This is a genomic window from Pseudomonas helleri, from assembly GCF_001043025.1.
In the GTDB taxonomy this organism is placed as follows: Bacteria; Pseudomonadota; Gammaproteobacteria; order Pseudomonadales; family Pseudomonadaceae; genus Aquipseudomonas; species Aquipseudomonas helleri.
This window is the reverse complement of sequence record NZ_JYLD01000002.1, coordinates 271,418-287,809: the sequence shown is the minus strand read 5'-3', so window position 1 is coordinate 287,809 and position 16,392 is coordinate 271,418. Positions and strand designations below refer to the sequence as shown.

Genomic DNA, 16,392 nt, shown 5'->3' with positions numbered 1-16,392 from the left:
AAAGATCGCGAGGCAAGCTCGCTCCTACAGAGTTTTAGTTAGCTTCCCAGCCAAACACCTCACACGCATTCGCCGTGCTGGCCTCGGCCAACACCTCGGCACTGATCCCCATGACTCCCGCCAGCGCCTCGCAAATAGCCGGCAAGTGCTCCGGGCTGTTGCGTTGGTTGGGGTACATGAACGGCGCCATGTCCGGCGAGTCGGTTTCCAGCACGATGGATTCCAGCGGCAAGTCGGCGATGACTTTGCGCAGGCGCAATGCCTGCGGCCAGGTCGCGGCGCCACCCAAGCCCAACTTGAACCCCAGCTTGATGTATTCGCGGGCTTCTTCCCGGCTGCCTGCAAACGCATGAATGATCCCGCCGCGCTTAAGCCTAAAACGCTTCAAGGTCGCAATCACTGGCGCATGGCTGCGGCGCACGTGCAGCAAGGCCGGGAGTGAGGCGCCTGCCGCCAACGATAACTGCGCTTCAAATAACGCCTGCTGTGCGTCGCGATCCAGCTCCGGCAAAAAGTAGTCGAGACCGATCTCACCGACCGCGCACAACTGCGGGTGCCCGGCCAGACGCTCCAGCCATTGCCCAAGCTCGCGAACATGCTCGGGCCGGTGCTGTTCCAGGTACACCGGATGCAAGCCAAAGGCGGCGTAGAGCTGAGGGTCGGTTTGGACCCCGTCCCACAGGCGCTGCCAATTGTCCTGATACACCCCCAACACGACCATTTGCCTGACCCCCAGCGCCCGGCTGCGCGCCAGTAAACACGCGCGGTCGGGGTCAAAGTCCGGGAAATCGAGGTGGGTGTGGGTGTCGATCAGGTGCATGCAGCCAACCTACTGAATGCGCTGTTTAAAGGTGCGCGCAATGGCCCGGATGCCAGGCTCGTAGCGCCGATCTTCAATGGCCGCCAAGGCCAGTTCCAGGGCTTTCTCAGCGATCAGCGGGTGCTGTTGGCCCATGGCATTGACCGGCAGCGGCAGGAAGTCCAGCAACTGTGTATCACCAAACGTGGCCAGGCGCAGAGGCGGCGTGTGATCAGGGTGCTCCAGCAACGCATCGAACATGCCTTGCAGCAGCACGTAGGAGGTTGTAACCAGCGCTTCAGGAAAATGCCCCAAACGCTCCAGCAGCTCATCGATGATGCGCCGGCCACAGTCGCGGCTGAAGGCTGCGCCGTGTTCGATCAGGATTTCACCTTCAAAGCCTTCCAGTGCCTGTTTGAAGCCCGCCGCCCGCGCCTGGCTGATGCTCAGTTCGGGGCGTGCGCCGATCAGGGCGATTTGCTGCGGCAGGGGGTTGAGCAGGCTACGGGTCAGTTGCAGGCTGGCTTCGCAGTCATCGCTGATCACGGAGCAGAAGCGCGCCGGGTCCAGGGTCCGGTCAATCGCAATGATCGGCATGCCGAGGTCTTGCAGTTGACGGTAGCTGTCATCTTCAGGTGGCAGGCAACTGGCCACAAACAAGGCGTCGCAACGGCGGGCACGAAACAGCTTGAGCAACTGCCGCTCGCTGTCGGGGGCGTCGTCGGAGCTGGCGATCAGCAGTTGATAGCCGCGCGCACGGGCACCTTGCTCCAGTTGCTTGGCGATACGTGCATAACTCGGGTTTTCGAGGTCCGGAAGAATAAAACCCAGTGTGCGCGTGTGTCGGCTGCGCAGGCCTGCGGCTTGCGGGTTGGGGGTAAACCCATGCGCCTCGACGACTGCGCGTACGCGCTCGACCGTGCTGCTGCTGATGCGCTGCTGCTCGGCCTTGCCATTGATGACATAGCTGGCGGTAGTCACCGAAACCCCTGCCAGGTGTGCAATATCACTGAGCTTCACGCCGAAAATTCCTTATTTTTTGTAGTACGTGTCGACATTGTGGTCAATCCTAACCGATTACGGCAGTCGATCATCGTCTGCCTTGTGGTCACTGTATTTTTTTGCAACATCGCTCGGTTGACATCGATCAAACCGACAGGTTGGGCTTCAAGCGCGAGCGATTATGCAGTAACGTGCCGTTCTTTCTTGATTAAACGATTCAGCCTACGTGATTTAAGGTGTTTTCCTACGACAGCAGGGTGCTTGCCACACATCTGCTGACACACTCCGGGGAGAGCGACCTAAGCTGACATAATTCAAAACAATACCGTGCGCCATTGAGCGTCGGAAAAGGAGAACGCATGCTCGAGCTCACCATAGAGCAGATTTCCATGGGCCAAACGGCTGTGGACAAGTCTGCGGCGCTGCACTTACTCGCCGATAAACTGGTCGCCGATGGTTTGGTGGCCGAAGGTTATCTGAATGGCTTGCAGGCGCGTGAGGCTCAAGGCTCAACCTTTTTGGGGCAAGGTATTGCGATCCCCCATGGCACCCCTGAAACCCGCGACTTGGTGCACACCACCGGCGTGCGTTTATTGCAGTTTCCACAGGGCGTGGACTGGGGCGACGGGCAGATTGTGTACTTGGCAATCGGGATTGCGGCCAAGTCCGATGAACACCTGCGCCTCTTGCAACTGCTGACCCGGGCGCTGGGTGAAACCGATCTGGGCGAAGCCCTGCGCCGCGCCAGCACACCAGAGGCGCTGCTCAAGTTGCTCCAGGGCGCACCGCAAGAGCTGGCGCTGGACGCTCAGATGATCGGCCTTGGCGTGTCTGCCGATGACTTTGAAGAACTGGTTTGGCGCGGTGCGCGTTTACTGCGCCAGGCCGATTGCGTGAGCAATGGTTTTGCCGCCGTCCTGCAACAAGCAGAAGCACTGCCGCTGGGCGATGGCCTGTGGTGGCTGCACAGCGAACAAACGGTCAAACGCCCGGGGCTGGCGTTTGTCACCCCAGATAAACCCATTCGCTACCTTGGCCAGCCGCTCAGCGGCCTGTTCTGCCTGGCCAGTTTGGGCGAGGCGCATCAGGCCCTGCTTGAGCGCCTGTGTGCCTTGCTGATTGAAGGGCGAGGTCAAGAGTTGGGCCGCGCCACCAGTCGCCGTGCGGTGCTCGAAGCCCTAGGCGGCGAGCTGCCGGCTGATTGGCCGAGTGCTCGTATCACCCTGGCCAATGCCCACGGTTTGCATGCGCGCCCGGCCAAAGTGCTCGCGCAATTGGCCAAGGGCTTTGAGGGCGATATTCGTGTGCGCATCCTCGATGGCCAAGAGGGCAGCGCCGTGTCTGCCAAGAGCTTGAGCAAACTGCTCAGCCTCGGCGCCCGTCGTGGCCAGGTGCTGGAATTTATCGCAGAACCGACCATCGCCAATGACGCCTTGCCAGCCATTTTGGCGGCGGTTGAAGAGGGCCTTGGCGAAGAAGTTGAGCCACTGGCACCGCAAGCGGAACACGCGCCAGCCTTGGCCGAGATTGCTGAGGTGGTGCTGGCCCCGGCTGCCGGCAGCGTGATCCATGCCGTGGCGGCGTCGCCGGGCATTGCCATCGGCCCGGCACATATTCAGGTGCTGCAAACCTTCGATTACCCGCTGCGTGGCGAGTCGTCCGCCGTTGAGCGTGAGCGTCTGCACAGTGCTATCAGTGCGGTGCGCCAAGACATCGAAACGTTGATCCAGCGCAGCCAGTCCAAGGCCATTCGCGAGATTTTCATCACCCACCAGGAAATGCTCGACGACCCGGAACTGACTGATGAAGTCGGTTCGCGGCTCAAACAGGGCGAAAGCGCCGAAGCCGCCTGGATGGCGGTGATCGAAGCGGCGGCCCGTCAGCAGGAGTCCTTGCAGGACGCGCTGCTGGCCGAGCGTGCGGCGGACTTGCGCGACATTGGTCGCCGCGTACTGGCGCAGTTGTGTGGTGTCGAAACTCTGGCCGAACCCGATCAGCCCTACGTGTTGGTGATGGACGAAGTCGGGCCTTCTGACGTGGCGCGTCTCGACCCGGCGCGGGTCGCGGGCATTTTGACCGCTCGCGGCGGGGCGACCGCACACAGCGCCATTGTTGCGCGCGCCTTGGGCATTCCTGCCTTGGTGGGGGCCGGTGACGCCGTGTTGTTGCTGGCACCGGGCACGCAATTGTTGATCGACGGCCAGCGTGGCCGCTTGCACGTGGCCCCCGATGCGGATGCCCTGCAACGCGCCCTCGATGAGCGTGACAGCCGTGAGCAGCGCTTGCTGGCCGCCTCGGAGTTGCGTCATCAACCGGCCGTCACCCTGGACGGGCACGCAGTTGAAGTGTTCGCCAACATCGGTGAGAGCAAAGGTGTGGCCACCGCGGTTGAGCAGGGCGCTGAAGGCATTGGCCTGTTGCGCACCGAGCTGATTTTTATGGCCCACCCGCAGGCGCCGGACGAAGCGACCCAGGAAGCCGAGTACCGCCGTGTGCTGGACGACCTGCATGGGCGACCTTTGGTAGTGCGCACGTTGGACGTGGGTGGCGACAAACCCCTGCCATACTGGCCTATCGAGAAAGAAGAAAACCCGTTTTTGGGGGTGCGCGGCATTCGTCTGACGTTGCAGCGCCCGCAGATTATGGAAAGCCAATTGCGCGCGCTGTTGCGCTCGGCTGACAACCGCCCGCTGCGCATCATGTTCCCGATGGTCGGCAGCGTGGCTGAATGGCGTGCGGCGCGGGACATGACTGAGCGTCTGCGTCTGGAAATCCCGGTGGCTGACTTGCAGTTGGGGATCATGGTCGAAGTGCCTTCTGCCGCCTTGCTGGCGCCGGTGCTGGCCAAGGAAGTCGACTTTTTCAGTGTCGGCACCAACGACCTGACGCAATACACGCTAGCCATCGACCGTGGTCACCCGACCTTGTCGGCACAAGCCGACGGCTTGCACCCGGCAGTGCTGCAACTGATCGACATCACCGTTCGCGCCGCCCATGCCCACGGCAAATGGGTGGGTGTGTGCGGTGAATTGGCGGCCGACCCATTGGCGGTGCCAGTGCTGGTGGGCATGGGTGTGGATGAACTCAGCGTCTCGGCCCGCAGCATCCCTGAAGTTAAAGCACGAGTACGTGAGTTGAACATGGAACGTCTTAAAACACTGGCCGAACAGGCCCTGAGCGTCGGCAGCCCGGACGAAGTCCGCGCATTGGTAGAGGCCCTGTAATGGCCAAAATTCTCACCATCACCCTTAACCCGGCGCTGGACTTGACCGTGCGCGTGCCGCACCTGGAGCCCGGTGAAGTCAATCGCAGCCAGGCCTTGCTCAGCCATGCGGCGGGCAAGGGCCTCAACGTAGCGCAAGTGCTGGCCGACCTTGGCCACTCGCTGACCGTCAGCGGGTTTCTGGGTGAAGACAATCAGCAAGCCTTCAACGCGCTGTTTGCGCGCCGTGGTTTTGCCGACGCGTTTATCCGCGTGCCGGGCGAAACCCGCAGCAACATCAAGCTTGCCGAAGACAATGGCCGCGTCACGGACATCAATGGCCCCGGCCCGCACGTTAACGATCTGGCGCAACACGCCTTGCTCGACAAACTCGACCACATTGCCGCCAGCCATGATGCGGTGGTGGTGGCGGGCAGCTTGCCACGTGGCGTCAGCGCGCAGTGGTTGCGCGAATTGGTGCTGCGCCTCAAAGCCTTGGGCTGCAAAGTGATTCTGGACACCAGTGGTGAAGCCTTGAAAGAAGGCTTGCGTGCAGGCCCGTGGCTGGTCAAACCGAATGCCGAAGAACTCAGTGAAGCGCTGGGCCACCCGGTCAGCAGCGTGGCATCGCAAGTCGCAGCTGCCACCGAGTTACAGACCTTGGGGATTTCCCATGTGGTGATTTCTCATGGGGCTGACGGCGTGAACTGGTTCAGCCGCGGGACTCAACCCTTGCAGGCGCTGCCACCCAAAGTGCGTGTGGCAAGTACGGTCGGTGCGGGTGATTCGCTGCTGGCGGGCATGGTGCACGGCCTGATCAGCGGCCACAGCCCGGAACAGACCCTGCGCAGCGCAACCGCGATTGCGGCAATGGCGGTCACCCAGATCGGTTTTGGAATCAGCGATGCGCTGCAGTTAGTGACGCTCGAAAGCGGCGTCAACGTCCGCGCCCTGGCACAAGAATAAGAGGGATACACATGAAATTAGCCATTGTGACGGGCTGCCCCAACGGCATGGTGACCAGCGTGCTGTGTGCCCGCTTGCTCGATGCCGCCGCGCAGCGTCAGGGCTGGAGCACCAGCGTAGAAGTGCATGACCCCAAGCACCCGGAACGTCAGTTGTCCAAGGCGACAATCGACGAAGCCGAGTGGGTGCTGGTGGTCAGCAGCACGCCGTTGGACATGCAGCGTTTTATTGGCAAACGGGTTTTCCAGAGCAGCCCGGCCCAGGCTCTGCAAGATGTTGAAGCCGTGTTGCTGCGTGGCGTCAACGAAGCCCAGGTGTACACCGCCCCCAGCGTTGAGGCTGAGGTTACCGAGCAGGCCCACGCGCCTAAAATTGTCGCCGTGACTGCCTGCCCGACGGGCGTTGCGCACACCTTTATGGCAGCAGAAGCACTGCAGCAGGCAGCCAAGCGTTTGGGCTACGACTTGCAGGTCGAGACCCAAGGCTCGGTTGGCGCCCGCAACCCGTTGAGTGCCCAAGCCATCAGCGACGCGGATGTGGTGCTGTTGGCGGCTGATATTGAAGTCCCGACTGAGCGTTTTGCGGGCAAGAAAATCTACCGTTGCGGCACCGGCATTGCGCTTAAACAGGCCGAAGCCACGCTGAAAAAAGCCCTGGCCGAAGGTCGGCAAGAGAGCGCGGCAACGGGCGGTGCGGCACCGGCTAAGCAAGAAAAAACCGGCGTCTACAAACACCTGCTCACTGGCGTGTCGTTCATGCTGCCGATGGTGGTGGCGGGCGGCTTGCTGATCGCGTTGTCCTTTGTGTTCGGCATTAACGCTTATAAAGAGCAGGGCACCCTGGCTGCAGCGCTGATGCAAATCGGTGGCGATGCGGCCTTCAAATTGATGGTGCCGTTGCTGGCGGGTTACATCGCCTACTCGATTGCTGACCGTCCGGGCCTGGCGCCGGGGATGATTGGCGGCTTGTTGGCGAGCACCTTGGGGGCTGGTTTTATTGGCGGGATCATTGCCGGTTTTATTGCCGGTTACTGCGCCAAGGCGATCAGCCGTTATGCGCGGTTGCCGCAAAGCCTTGAAGCGCTGAAGCCGATTTTGATCATCCCGTTGTTTGCCAGCCTGTTCACCGGCCTGGTGATGATCTACGTGGTCGGCAAGCCGGTGGCCGGCATGCTCGAAGGTCTGACGCATTTCCTCGACAGCATGGGCACCACCAACGCGATCCTGTTGGGCGTGTTGCTGGGCGGCATGATGTGTGTCGACCTGGGCGGGCCGATCAACAAGGCGGCTTATGCGTTTTCGGTCGGTTTGCTGGCCTCGCAAAGTTATGCACCGATGGCTGCGACCATGGCGGCGGGCATGGTGCCACCGATTGGGTTGGGCATCGCGACCCTGATTGCACGTCGCAAATTCGCCCAGACCGAGCGCGAAGCGGGCAAGGCGGCGATGGTGCTGGGGCTGTGCTTTATCTCGGAAGGCGCGATCCCGTTTGCGGCCAAAGACCCGCTGCGGGTGATCCCGGCCAGCGTCGTGGGCGGTGCGCTGACGGGGGCGTTGTCGATGTACTTCGGCTGCAAACTGATGGCGCCGCACGGCGGGTTGTTCGTGCTGTTGATCCCGAATGCCATCAACCACGCGTTGCTGTACTTGCTGGCGATTGTGGCCGGCAGCCTGGTGACCGCAGTGGTCTACGCCCTGATCAAACGCCCGGAGCCCGTGGACATGGCGCTGGAAACGGCCAAGGCTTAAGGCAGAGGTTCAATTCGAGCGCTGTAGGAGCGAGCTTGTCTCGCGATCTTTTAAAAGATCAAAAGATCGCGAGGCAAGCTCGCTCCTACAGAATGAACAGTATTTTCCGTAAGAAATTTCTTTAATATCCTTCGATTGCATCATTGATTGGTTATTTGCCTAGTCTTGTAAAACAGGCGTTTTTTAATGCCTGTTTTACTTAAAGGAACCAGTTATGAGTAGTTATGCAGGTAGAAGCAGTTTAAAAAGATCTGCTATCAACTCTATCGTCGGCGCGTTATTTATTCTGCTGGGCGCTGTAGCCCCCGCGTATGGCGCAGCGCTGTGCAATGGCGGCCCGGCGCTGCTGGGCGGGGTGACGTGTGACATGTTACCGATTGGCGGCGGCTCGGCGTTGTGTCTGTTTATCGGTGTGGATAAAAATGCCAATGGCAGAGTTGAGGGAGGAACTTCGGATACTTGCATCTTGATTGATGCAAACAATAAACAACTCCCTGGCTACAGTTGTACCCTGGCGTGTCAAAACACAAACGGTTGCTCCAGGCCGCAGTGTTTGTCTTTAAAAAAATCAGGCAGTAAATAAAAAGGATTCGGTTCACAAACACCGTCCTGATACTAATCAGGGCGGTGTTTATCGATTAATACACATCCCGGCGATAACGCCCTTGTTCGATCAGCTGTTGCACCGCATCAGCCCCGAGCAGGTCGATCAGCGTTTGATCCACGCCCGCTGCCATGCCGTTCAGGCTGCCGCAGATGTAAATGGCCGCACCGTCCGCCAGCCAACGACCCAGTTCATCGGCGGCCTCGCGCAGCCGGTCTTGCACATACACCTTGTGCGCCTGGTCCCGTGAGAAGGCCAGGTCCAGTCGGGACAACTCGCCACTGGCCAACCATCCTTGCAGTTCGTCGCGGCAGTAGAAGTCGTGCGCAGCATTGCGTTCGCCAAACACTAACCAGTTTGGCTGCTGACCCTGGGCGATTCGGGCCTTGAGCAAACTGCGCAGCCCGGCAAGCCCGGTGCCGTTACCCAGCAAAATCAGCGGGCAAGGTTCGGCAGGCAGGTGGAAGCCGCTGTTGCGCCGCAGCCGCAGGCTGATCGCCGCGCCCAGTGGTGCGTGTTCGGTCAGCCAGCCTGAACCCAGGCCCAAGCTGCCATCGGGATGACGCTCCTGGCGCACGATCAGTTGCAGCACGCCGTCCTGGGGAATGGAGGCAATCGAGTATTCGCGCATGTTCAACGGGATCAGGGCGTCGACCAGCGCCTGGGCGTGGAGGCCGACCAAGTGCCCGCGATTCTCTGGCAATTGGCGGCTGGCCAACGCTTGAGCGAGGGTTTCTTGCAGGCCGTCCAGGTGCACCGGTGTGTGTGCCGACAAGCCCAACCCGTCGAGCAGGTGTTCAACCGCCCAGGTCGATTGCCTTGGCATTACTTCAACCAGGTCACCTGCTTGCCAGGTGAAGCTGGCGTCAGGCGCGCTGAGGCCCAGCAGGTAAACCCCGGAACCGCTGCTGTCAGGGTTAAGCAGTTGCCGCTGTTCAAGGGTCCAGTTGTTGTAGCTCGGCGCTTGCCAGTTGGCGCCGGGCACAGCGCCTGTCAGTTGGCTGAGGTGCACTTGCCAGTGGTGCAAGGCTTCGGGGTCGCCACTGTCGACCTGCACCGGGCTGAACAGCGACTGTGCACCACGCTCGGCCAGCCATTGCTGGATACGGGTGGCAAAGCCGCAGAAGTGCGGGTACTGGCGATCACCCAAGGCCAGTACCGAGTACTTGAGGGCGCTGAGGCCCAGCGGTTGGCCGAGGACTTTACGTTCAAAACCGCGCGCGCTGTCCGGGGCTTCGCCATCGCCAAAAGTGCTGACCACAAACAAGGCGTTGCTGGCCTGCTGGAGGTCTTTTTCGCTGACGGCGGCCAATGGCTGGACGCGCACCGGCAAGCCCGCCGCCTGCAATTGCCCGGCAGTTTGCCAGGCCAGTTGCTCGGCAAAACCGCTTTGGCTGGCAAAGCCGATCAGCCAGGACGGCGCATCGCTCTGGGTGTCGCTAAAGCCCTGTCGCGCCTGTTTGACCTGACGCTTTTTGCGCCGACGGTCCAGGTACAGCAACCAGCCGGTAATAAAGAACAGCGGCATGGTCAGGGACGCAACGGTGACCAGCACGCGCCCGGTGATGCCCCAGTAGCTGCCGGTGTGCAGGGCGTAGATGCTGGTCAGCAGTTGCGCCTTGTAGCTTTTATCGTCATAGCGATCGACGCGCTTCACCACGCCGGTGGCCGGGTCGAGGGTGATCTGGTTGAGGGCGCGTTCATGGGGCGAGGTTTTCAACAGGTAATAGACTGTCGCAGGCATGCCGCCAGCAGGGGGCATACGGATGTTGAACTGGCTCAGGTCAGGCCCGGCGGCTTTCTGGATACTGGCCCACATCGCGTCATAGTCAGCCACCAACGGCGCGCCACCGGCACTCGGCGGCCCACCGCGCCCGCCTTTGCGTTGTTCGCTGTTGGGGCTGTCGGAGAAGAGTTTTTGCAGGCCTTTGTTGTACCACTCGTAGGACCAGGACAAACCGGTCAGGGCGGCCAACAGGTAAAAGATCAAGCACCAGGTGCCGGCCACCGCGTGCAGGTCCCAATTGAAACTGCGGCCTTTTTTCGCCCAGTCCAGGGTCAGCCAGGCACGCCAGTTCAATGCCTTGCGCGGCCAGCGCAGGTACAGGCCCGACAGGCAGAAAAACAGCAGCATCAAGGTGCAGGCCCCGGTGATCTGGCGGCCGGTGTCACCGATGGCCAGAAAACGGTGCAGTTGCAGCATCAGGTTGAAAAAGCCCAGGCCCGAGACGTCGCCCTGGTAGTCGCCGGTGTACGGGTCGACATAGCGCACCTGGCCACGGCGTTCGCCCGGCGGCGGGGTGAAAAAGATACGCGCGGCGCTGTCGGTGTCGATGCCGCCCCAAATCATGGCCACTTGTTTGCCTTCGGTGGCCTCGACTTTGCGGACCAGTTCGGCAGGCGGCAGCACGCCGCCGTCGAGCTTCTGGACCTTGAGCACGGTCGGATTGAGCCAGTCCAGTATCTCGTCCTGAAACGACACGGTCGCGCCTGTGATGCCCATCAGGGCCAGGACCAGCCCTGCGGTTATTCCAAAAAACCAGTGCAACTGGAACAGGGTTTTCTTAAACACGACGGCCGCCTTGCTCGCTCAATGAATTGCGTCACCGCGCATTATGCCGTGACCGCGTTGTTTACACGCAAATGCCCCGGCCATGGTTGGGTCGGGGCACTGGTTATCGCTGTGGGCTGGCCCACAGTGGCTTGCGCGCTTAGAAGTGGAAGCTGGTAGTCAACAAGGCTGTACGGCCTGCCGCCTGATTGGCGAAGTGTGCCGCATACGCTTTGTCGTAGTACGTTTTGTCCGTCAGGTTTTGCACGTTCAGTTGCAGGTCGATGTTTTTGGTCAGCTTGTAGCTGGCCATCGCATCGTAGCGAGTGTAGGACGGCACATAAACGGTGTTCGCCGTGTCGCCATAGACCGCGTCGACATAGAACGCACCGCCGCCAATGGTCAGCTTCGGCATGACTTCATAGGTGGTCCACAGGCTGAAGCTGTTTTTCGGCGTGTTCGGCATTTCGTTGCCTTTATCCGACACTGCCGCTGTGTTCACGCTGCCGTTACGGTTGGCTTTCATGCCTGGATCAACCAGCTCGCTTTTCAGGTAGCTGTAGCCTGCAAACACTTGCCACTTGTCTGTGATTTTGCCGCTGGCCGACAGTTCGATACCGTCTACCCGGGATTTACCGGCGTTTTCATACGTGTACGAATCGGTCAGAACACGGGTGTTTTTCTTCTCGGTACGGAACACCGCAGCGGTCAGGGACAGACGGTCCTGGAACACATCCCACTTGGTGCCCAGTTCGTAGTTAACGGTTTCTTCAGGCTTCAGGTCGCTGGTGATGATGCTGCCCGGCGTGACCAGGCCATTACCTTCGACGCCTTCACCGACGATGCCGCCTGGCGGTGTGGCCGACGTGGCATAGGACAGGTAAACGCTGCCGTTATCCAGTGGTTTCCAGACCAGACCAGTCTGCCAGTTGAAGAAGTTGCTGTCGTTTTTGGCTTTGGTACGGCCCGCCGCGGCGTTGGTGTTCGCCGTGGTATCAAACTGGTCGTAGCGCAGGCCAGCGTTCAGCAGCCATTGCGGATCGAGTTCGATGGTGTCAAACACGTAGGCAGCTTTGGTCACGCCCACGGTGTTGGTGCCGTAGTAGTTGCGCGCTTCGGTGCCGGTCCACTCGTCACTCGGGTTCGGGTTGGACAGCGAGGTGCACTGGCCGCCGCTGTTGCCGACTTTGTCCGGGGTGCAATTAGGGTTGCTGTTCGGCGTCACGGTGTAGCCGCTGGCGCGGGTTTCTTCGCGAGTGAACTCAACACCGGTGGAGTAGGTGTTCTTGAAGCCCGCCAGGTTGAAGTTACCGTACAGGTCAGTCTGGTTGGTGGTGGTCTGGGTTGTCGACACGCGGGTGTTGGCGCGACGCCAAACGGTACCGTACTGGTTCACGTTGTGCTGGCTGTCGTCCGGCTGGGTCAGGATGTAGTCCTGGCCGGTGTTGCCGTGACGGAAGGTGTTCTTCACGGTCATCGAATCGTTGAAGTCGTGTTCGAACGTGATGGTGCTGATGTCGACACGGGTCTTGCGGAAATCGCGGTCTTTGAGGCCGTAGAAGTTATTGCTGTTGCCGCCGTCGTCCGGTTTGTCGTGTACGTGCGCGGCGGTTTTAGACGCGCTGCCGTAGCCGTAAGGAATGCCCGAATCTGGCAGGTCGTCGCTTTTGAGGTGGTAGTAGCTGAGGTTCAGACGGGTGTCGGTGCCCAGGCCGAAGGTCAGCGAGGGAGCGATGCCCCAGCGGTCGTAGTTGACCGAATCACGGCCCGCGACGTTTTGCTCGTGGCTCATCAGGTTCAGACGGAACGCGGCGGTGTCGAGGAACTGACGGTTGATGTCGACGGTGTAGCGGCGGGTCTGGTCTGAGCCGTAGGTGAAGCCACCGTTGAGGAAGTCGCCCAGTTTTGGGGTCTTGCTCACCAGGTTCAAGCTACCGCCCGCCGAGCCGCGGCCACCGAAAGACGAGTTCGGGCCTTTGCTGACTTCGATGGATTCGATGTCAAAAATTTCGCGGGTTTGCCCGCCTGCGTCGCGCACGCCATCCAGGTAGGTATCGCCCTGGGCGTCAAAGCCACGAATAAAAGGACGGTCGCCTTGTGGGTTGCCGCCTTCGCCGGCGCCAAATGTCACACCCGGTACGGTGCGCAGGGCGTCTTGCAGCGAGGTGGCGGCGGTGTCTTGCAGCACTTGCTGCGGAATGACGGTGACCGAGCGCGGCGTGTCGACCAGCGGCGCGGTGTACTTCTGGGAGCTGGCTTTTTCTGTCTGGTACGACTGCTGGGTCTGCTCACCGGTAACGGTGGTTGCACCCAAAGAAATACTGTTGCCCTGCGCTGGCTTTTCGGTGCTTTCAGCGGCCTGGGCCATCTGGTTGGCAGAGGTTGCCGTGAGCGCTACACCAATGGCCGAAGCCAATAAACGCGGTGAATTGGCAGGTATTTTTATACGTTGGCGTGACATGTGAAGATCCCTCCCCCCGGAATTTGAGGGCGGAATATAGTGCAAACAATTCCTCCTAACAATTGAGAGGGATTACTATTCGCGCTAAATTTACATTCTTTACAATTTGCCGTTACGGGTTTTGCAAGGCTATTCGTCTCCCGACTTTTTAACAAAGTTTTACACGATCAATAAGAATCAATACCATTGGCACCCTTCTCTTGTTCAGGTATCGCGCCATGCTGCTGCACATTCCCGGCTTGTTCTCCCGTGAAGAAGTCCAGCGCATCCGTGAGGCGTTGATAGCGACAGAGTGGGCCGACGGCAAAATCACCGCCGGGTATCAGTCCGCCAAAGCCAAGCACAACTTGCAATTGCCCGAAGGTCACCCGCTGGCCAAGGAAATCGGCGCGGCGATGATTGAGCGCTTGTGGCAAAACCCGTTGTTCATGTCGGCGGCCTTGCCGCACAAAGTGTTCCCGCCGCTGATCAACTGCTACACCGGGGGCGGAAGTTTCGACTTTCATATCGACAACGCGGTGCGCCAGCCCAAGGGCAGCCCGGAGCGGGTGCGCACGGACCTGTCGGCTACCCTGTTTTTCAGTGACCCGCAGGACTACGACGGCGGGGAGCTGGTGATCCAGGACACCTACGGTGTGCAGCAGGTCAAGTTCCCGGCGGGGGATATGGTGCTGTACCCCGGCACCAGTTTGCACAAGGTCAACGCGGTGACCCGCGGCGCCCGTTTTGCCTCGTTTTTCTGGACCCAAAGCCTGGTCCGTGAAGACAGCCAGCGCACCTTGCTGTTCGAGATGGACAACGCCATTCAGCAATTGACCCGCGATGTGCCCGATCACCCGTCACTGATTCAACTCACCGGCACCTACCACAACCTGTTGCGCCGCTGGGTTGAGGTGTAAGCCATGAGCTTTCAATTACGCCGCGAAGAACTGCTCAGCGGCGAGCAACTGCAAAGCATGCTCGCTGAGAACCCGGCCCGTGCCGCACAAGCCATTTTGATGGCTGCCAAGCAAGGCATCCTTGAAGGGCAAGCGCTGCTCGGCCAGATCCTGCTGGAAGGGCAGGGCATTGAGCGCGATGTGCCGCTGGCCTTTCGCTGGTTCGCCATTGCCGCCAACGGCGGACACTTGATGGCGCGCAACATGCTCGGGCGCTGCCTTGAACATGGCTGGGGGTGCGAGCTGGATGAGCGCGCGGCCGCCAGCCATTACCGCCTGGCTGCTCAGGGCGGGCTTGATTGGGGGCTGTACAACTACGCCAACTTGCTGGCGACCGGGCGCGGTGTGGCGCAAGACCAGTACGCAGCGTTTGCGCTGTACCGCGAAGCCGCGCATTTGGGCCACGCCAAGTCGATGAACTTGCTGGGGCGCTACCTTGAAGACGGTCGTTATTGCCCGGCAGACCCGCAGGCCGCGCGCCAATGGTATGAACGCTCCGCCCATGCCGGTGATTTTCGCGGGCAGTTCAGCCACGCCGCCGTGCTGGCCGAGCGCGGTGATGTAGAGGGTGCACTGGTCTGGCTGGAGCGTGCCCAGGCCATCGGCAACCTGAAGTTTTTGCGGGTCAGCCGCGTCGCGTTGCTTGAGGCCAAAGAGCCGGCCATTCGGGCGATGGGTGAGGTGTATCAAGCGCGAATCAACACCTTGCAGCAGGCGGTGTGACACCCATCGGCGGCACCTTCAGGCCATAAAAAATCTCCCCGGAGGCCAATCCGGGGAGGTTTTTCTGTAAGGCTTACAGGTAGAACGACTTCAGCGGCGGGAAGCCATTGAACTCAACAGCGCTGTAACTGGTGGTGTAGGCGCCGGTCGACAACCAGTACAGGCGATCACCGATGGCCAGGTTGAGTGGCAGGCCGTATTTGTAGTTTTCGTACATGATGTCGGCGCTGTCGCAGGTAGGACCGGCAATGACCACTTCTTCCATTTCGCCTTTCTTTTCAGTCCAGATCGGGAACTTGATGGCTTCGTCCATGGTTTCGATCAAACCAGAGAATTTGCCGACATCGGTGTATACCCAACGCTCAACAGCGGTGCGCGACTTGCGGGCGACCAGGACCACTTCACTGACCAGAATCCCGGCGTTGGCGATCAACGAACGGCCCGGCTCCAGAATGATTTCTGGCAGGTCGTCACCAAAGTCTTCTTTCAGGAAGCGGATGATTTCTTCGGCGTAAGTTTCCAGGCTGTTGGTACGGGTGATGTAGTTGGCCGGGAAGCCGCCACCCATGTTGATCAGTTTGAGCACGATGCCGTCTTCTTCTTTGAGGCGCTCGAAGATCACTTTGACTTTGGCGATGGCCGCGTCCCAGACGCTGATGTCGCGCTGCTGCGAACCCACGTGGAACGAAATACCGTAAGGCACCAGGCCCAGGTCGCGGGCCAGGATCAGCAGGTCCATGGCCATGTCGGTCTGGCAGCCGAACTTGCGCGACAGCGGCCAGTCAGCCGTGGTCGAGCCTTCAGTGAGGATGCGCACGTAGACTTTGGAGCCCGGTGCGGCCTTGGCAATGTTGCGCAGGTCGGCTTCGGAGTCGGTCGAAAACAGGCGCACGCCTTTTTCGTAGAAGTAGCGAATGTCTTTGGATTTTTTGATGGTATTGCCGTAGCTGATGCGATCCGGGGTCACGCCCTGGGCCATCACTTTGTCCAGCTCGTAAATCGAAGCGATGTCGAAGCTCGAGCCTTTGTCGCGCAACAGGTTGATGATTTCAACGGCCGGGTTGGCCTTGACCGCGTAGTACACCTTGGCGAATTCGAAACCTGCACGCAGGTCGTCGTAAGCCTGGCTGATCATGGCGGTGTCGATCACCACGAACGGGGTTTCTTGGGTGTCAGCGAACGCCTTCATTTTTTGGAAGGTTTCGCGCGCGAAATATTCTTCGACCTGAATCGACATACGTAGGGACTCCTAGTGGCAAACGTCATAAATCAATGGGTGCAAATGAACATCCTCCGTATCCCCACTTTGGTTCGCCTACTTCCCAAGGCATGTCCGCCGAAAGCTTGCTCTCTCGTCGTCAGTACTTGAGCCGGATGGATCGTTTCCAGCATGGATGT

General features: G+C 60.2%; 11 protein-coding genes. 6 read left to right on the top strand and 5 right to left on the bottom strand.

Features of this window, described 5'->3' with window-relative positions; translation table 11 throughout:
* Positions 1-34 precede the first annotated feature (34 nt).
* Positions 35-820, bottom strand: a complete 786-nt coding sequence (locus TU84_RS03960; RefSeq protein WP_048367308.1) for a TatD family hydrolase — start codon at positions 818-820, stop codon at positions 35-37.
* Positions 821-829: 9 nt separating this feature from the next.
* Positions 830-1,819, bottom strand: coding sequence for a catabolite repressor/activator (gene cra / locus TU84_RS03955; RefSeq protein ID WP_048367306.1), 990 nt, complete (start codon positions 1,817-1,819; stop codon positions 830-832).
* Positions 1,820-2,160: 341 nt separating this feature from the next.
* Here cra and ptsP point away from each other — a divergent pair, with 341 nt between their 5' ends.
* The 4 genes from ptsP to TU84_RS26000 all read left to right on the top strand — a co-directional run bounded on the left by ptsP (position 2,161) and on the right by TU84_RS26000 (position 8,300).
* On the top strand, positions 2,161-5,025 hold the full coding sequence (gene ptsP / locus TU84_RS03950; protein WP_048367304.1) for a phosphoenolpyruvate--protein phosphotransferase: 2,865 nt from the start codon (positions 2,161-2,163) through the stop codon (positions 5,023-5,025).
* A complete protein-coding gene (gene pfkB, locus TU84_RS03945) occupies positions 5,025-5,969 on the top strand; it encodes a 1-phosphofructokinase (protein WP_048367301.1) in 945 nt (314 codons plus the stop codon). The genes ptsP and pfkB overlap by 1 nt, the downstream gene beginning before the upstream one ends.
* 11 nt (positions 5,970-5,980) lie before the next feature.
* Positions 5,981-7,717, top strand: coding sequence for a PTS fructose-like transporter subunit IIB (locus tag TU84_RS03940; protein WP_048367299.1), 1,737 nt, complete (start codon positions 5,981-5,983; stop codon positions 7,715-7,717).
* 214 nt (positions 7,718-7,931) lie between these two features.
* Positions 7,932-8,300, top strand: a complete 369-nt coding sequence (locus TU84_RS26000) for a hypothetical protein (RefSeq protein ID WP_157403785.1) — start codon at positions 7,932-7,934, stop codon at positions 8,298-8,300.
* Between the two features lie 55 nt (positions 8,301-8,355).
* Here TU84_RS26000 and TU84_RS03935 read toward each other — a convergent pair whose 3' ends face one another.
* Positions 8,356-10,893 (bottom strand): PepSY domain-containing protein, encoded by a 2,538-nt coding sequence (locus TU84_RS03935; RefSeq protein ID WP_048367297.1) that lies wholly within the window; start codon positions 10,891-10,893, stop codon positions 8,356-8,358.
* A gap of 139 nt (positions 10,894-11,032) precedes the next feature.
* Positions 11,033-13,333 (bottom strand): TonB-dependent receptor, encoded by a 2,301-nt coding sequence (locus TU84_RS03930; RefSeq protein ID WP_048367294.1) that lies wholly within the window; start codon positions 13,331-13,333, stop codon positions 11,033-11,035.
* Positions 13,334-13,551: 218 nt separating this feature from the next.
* On the opposite strand from TU84_RS03930, the gene TU84_RS03925 reads away from it, so the two are divergent.
* Both TU84_RS03925 and TU84_RS03920 read left to right on the top strand, forming a co-directional pair.
* Positions 13,552-14,232 (top strand): Fe2+-dependent dioxygenase, encoded by a 681-nt coding sequence (locus TU84_RS03925; RefSeq protein ID WP_048367292.1) that lies wholly within the window; start codon positions 13,552-13,554, stop codon positions 14,230-14,232.
* Between the two features lie 3 nt (positions 14,233-14,235).
* Positions 14,236-14,994, top strand: a complete 759-nt coding sequence (locus TU84_RS03920) for a tetratricopeptide repeat protein (RefSeq protein WP_048367289.1) — start codon at positions 14,236-14,238, stop codon at positions 14,992-14,994.
* A gap of 73 nt (positions 14,995-15,067) precedes the next feature.
* Here the strand turns inward: TU84_RS03920 and TU84_RS03915 are convergent, their stop codons facing one another.
* Positions 15,068-16,231 (bottom strand): type III PLP-dependent enzyme, encoded by a 1,164-nt coding sequence (locus TU84_RS03915; RefSeq protein WP_048367284.1) that lies wholly within the window; start codon positions 16,229-16,231, stop codon positions 15,068-15,070.
* Between the last annotated feature and the right edge of the window lie 161 nt (positions 16,232-16,392).

What these genes read in the sequence shown, in the direction of transcription:
- TU84_RS03925 (WP_048367292.1), top strand. Translation starts at nt 13,552, where the DNA reads ATGCTGCTGCACATTCCCGGCTTGTTCTCCCGTGAAGAAGTCCAGCGC.
- TU84_RS03960 (WP_048367308.1), bottom strand. Translation starts at nt 820, where the DNA reads ATGCACCTGATCGACACCCACACCCACCTCGATTTCCCGGACTTTGAC.
- TU84_RS03915 (WP_048367284.1), bottom strand. Translation starts at nt 16,231, where the DNA reads ATGTCGATTCAGGTCGAAGAATATTTCGCGCGCGAAACCTTCCAAAAA.
- TU84_RS26000 (WP_157403785.1), top strand. Translation starts at nt 7,932, where the DNA reads ATGAGTAGTTATGCAGGTAGAAGCAGTTTAAAAAGATCTGCTATCAAC.
- TU84_RS03920 (WP_048367289.1), top strand. Translation starts at nt 14,236, where the DNA reads ATGAGCTTTCAATTACGCCGCGAAGAACTGCTCAGCGGCGAGCAACTG.
- pfkB (WP_048367301.1), top strand. Translation starts at nt 5,025, where the DNA reads ATGGCCAAAATTCTCACCATCACCCTTAACCCGGCGCTGGACTTGACC.
- TU84_RS03940 (WP_048367299.1), top strand. Translation starts at nt 5,981, where the DNA reads ATGAAATTAGCCATTGTGACGGGCTGCCCCAACGGCATGGTGACCAGC.
- ptsP (WP_048367304.1), top strand. Translation starts at nt 2,161, where the DNA reads ATGCTCGAGCTCACCATAGAGCAGATTTCCATGGGCCAAACGGCTGTG.
- TU84_RS03930 (WP_048367294.1), bottom strand. Translation starts at nt 13,333, where the DNA reads ATGTCACGCCAACGTATAAAAATACCTGCCAATTCACCGCGTTTATTG.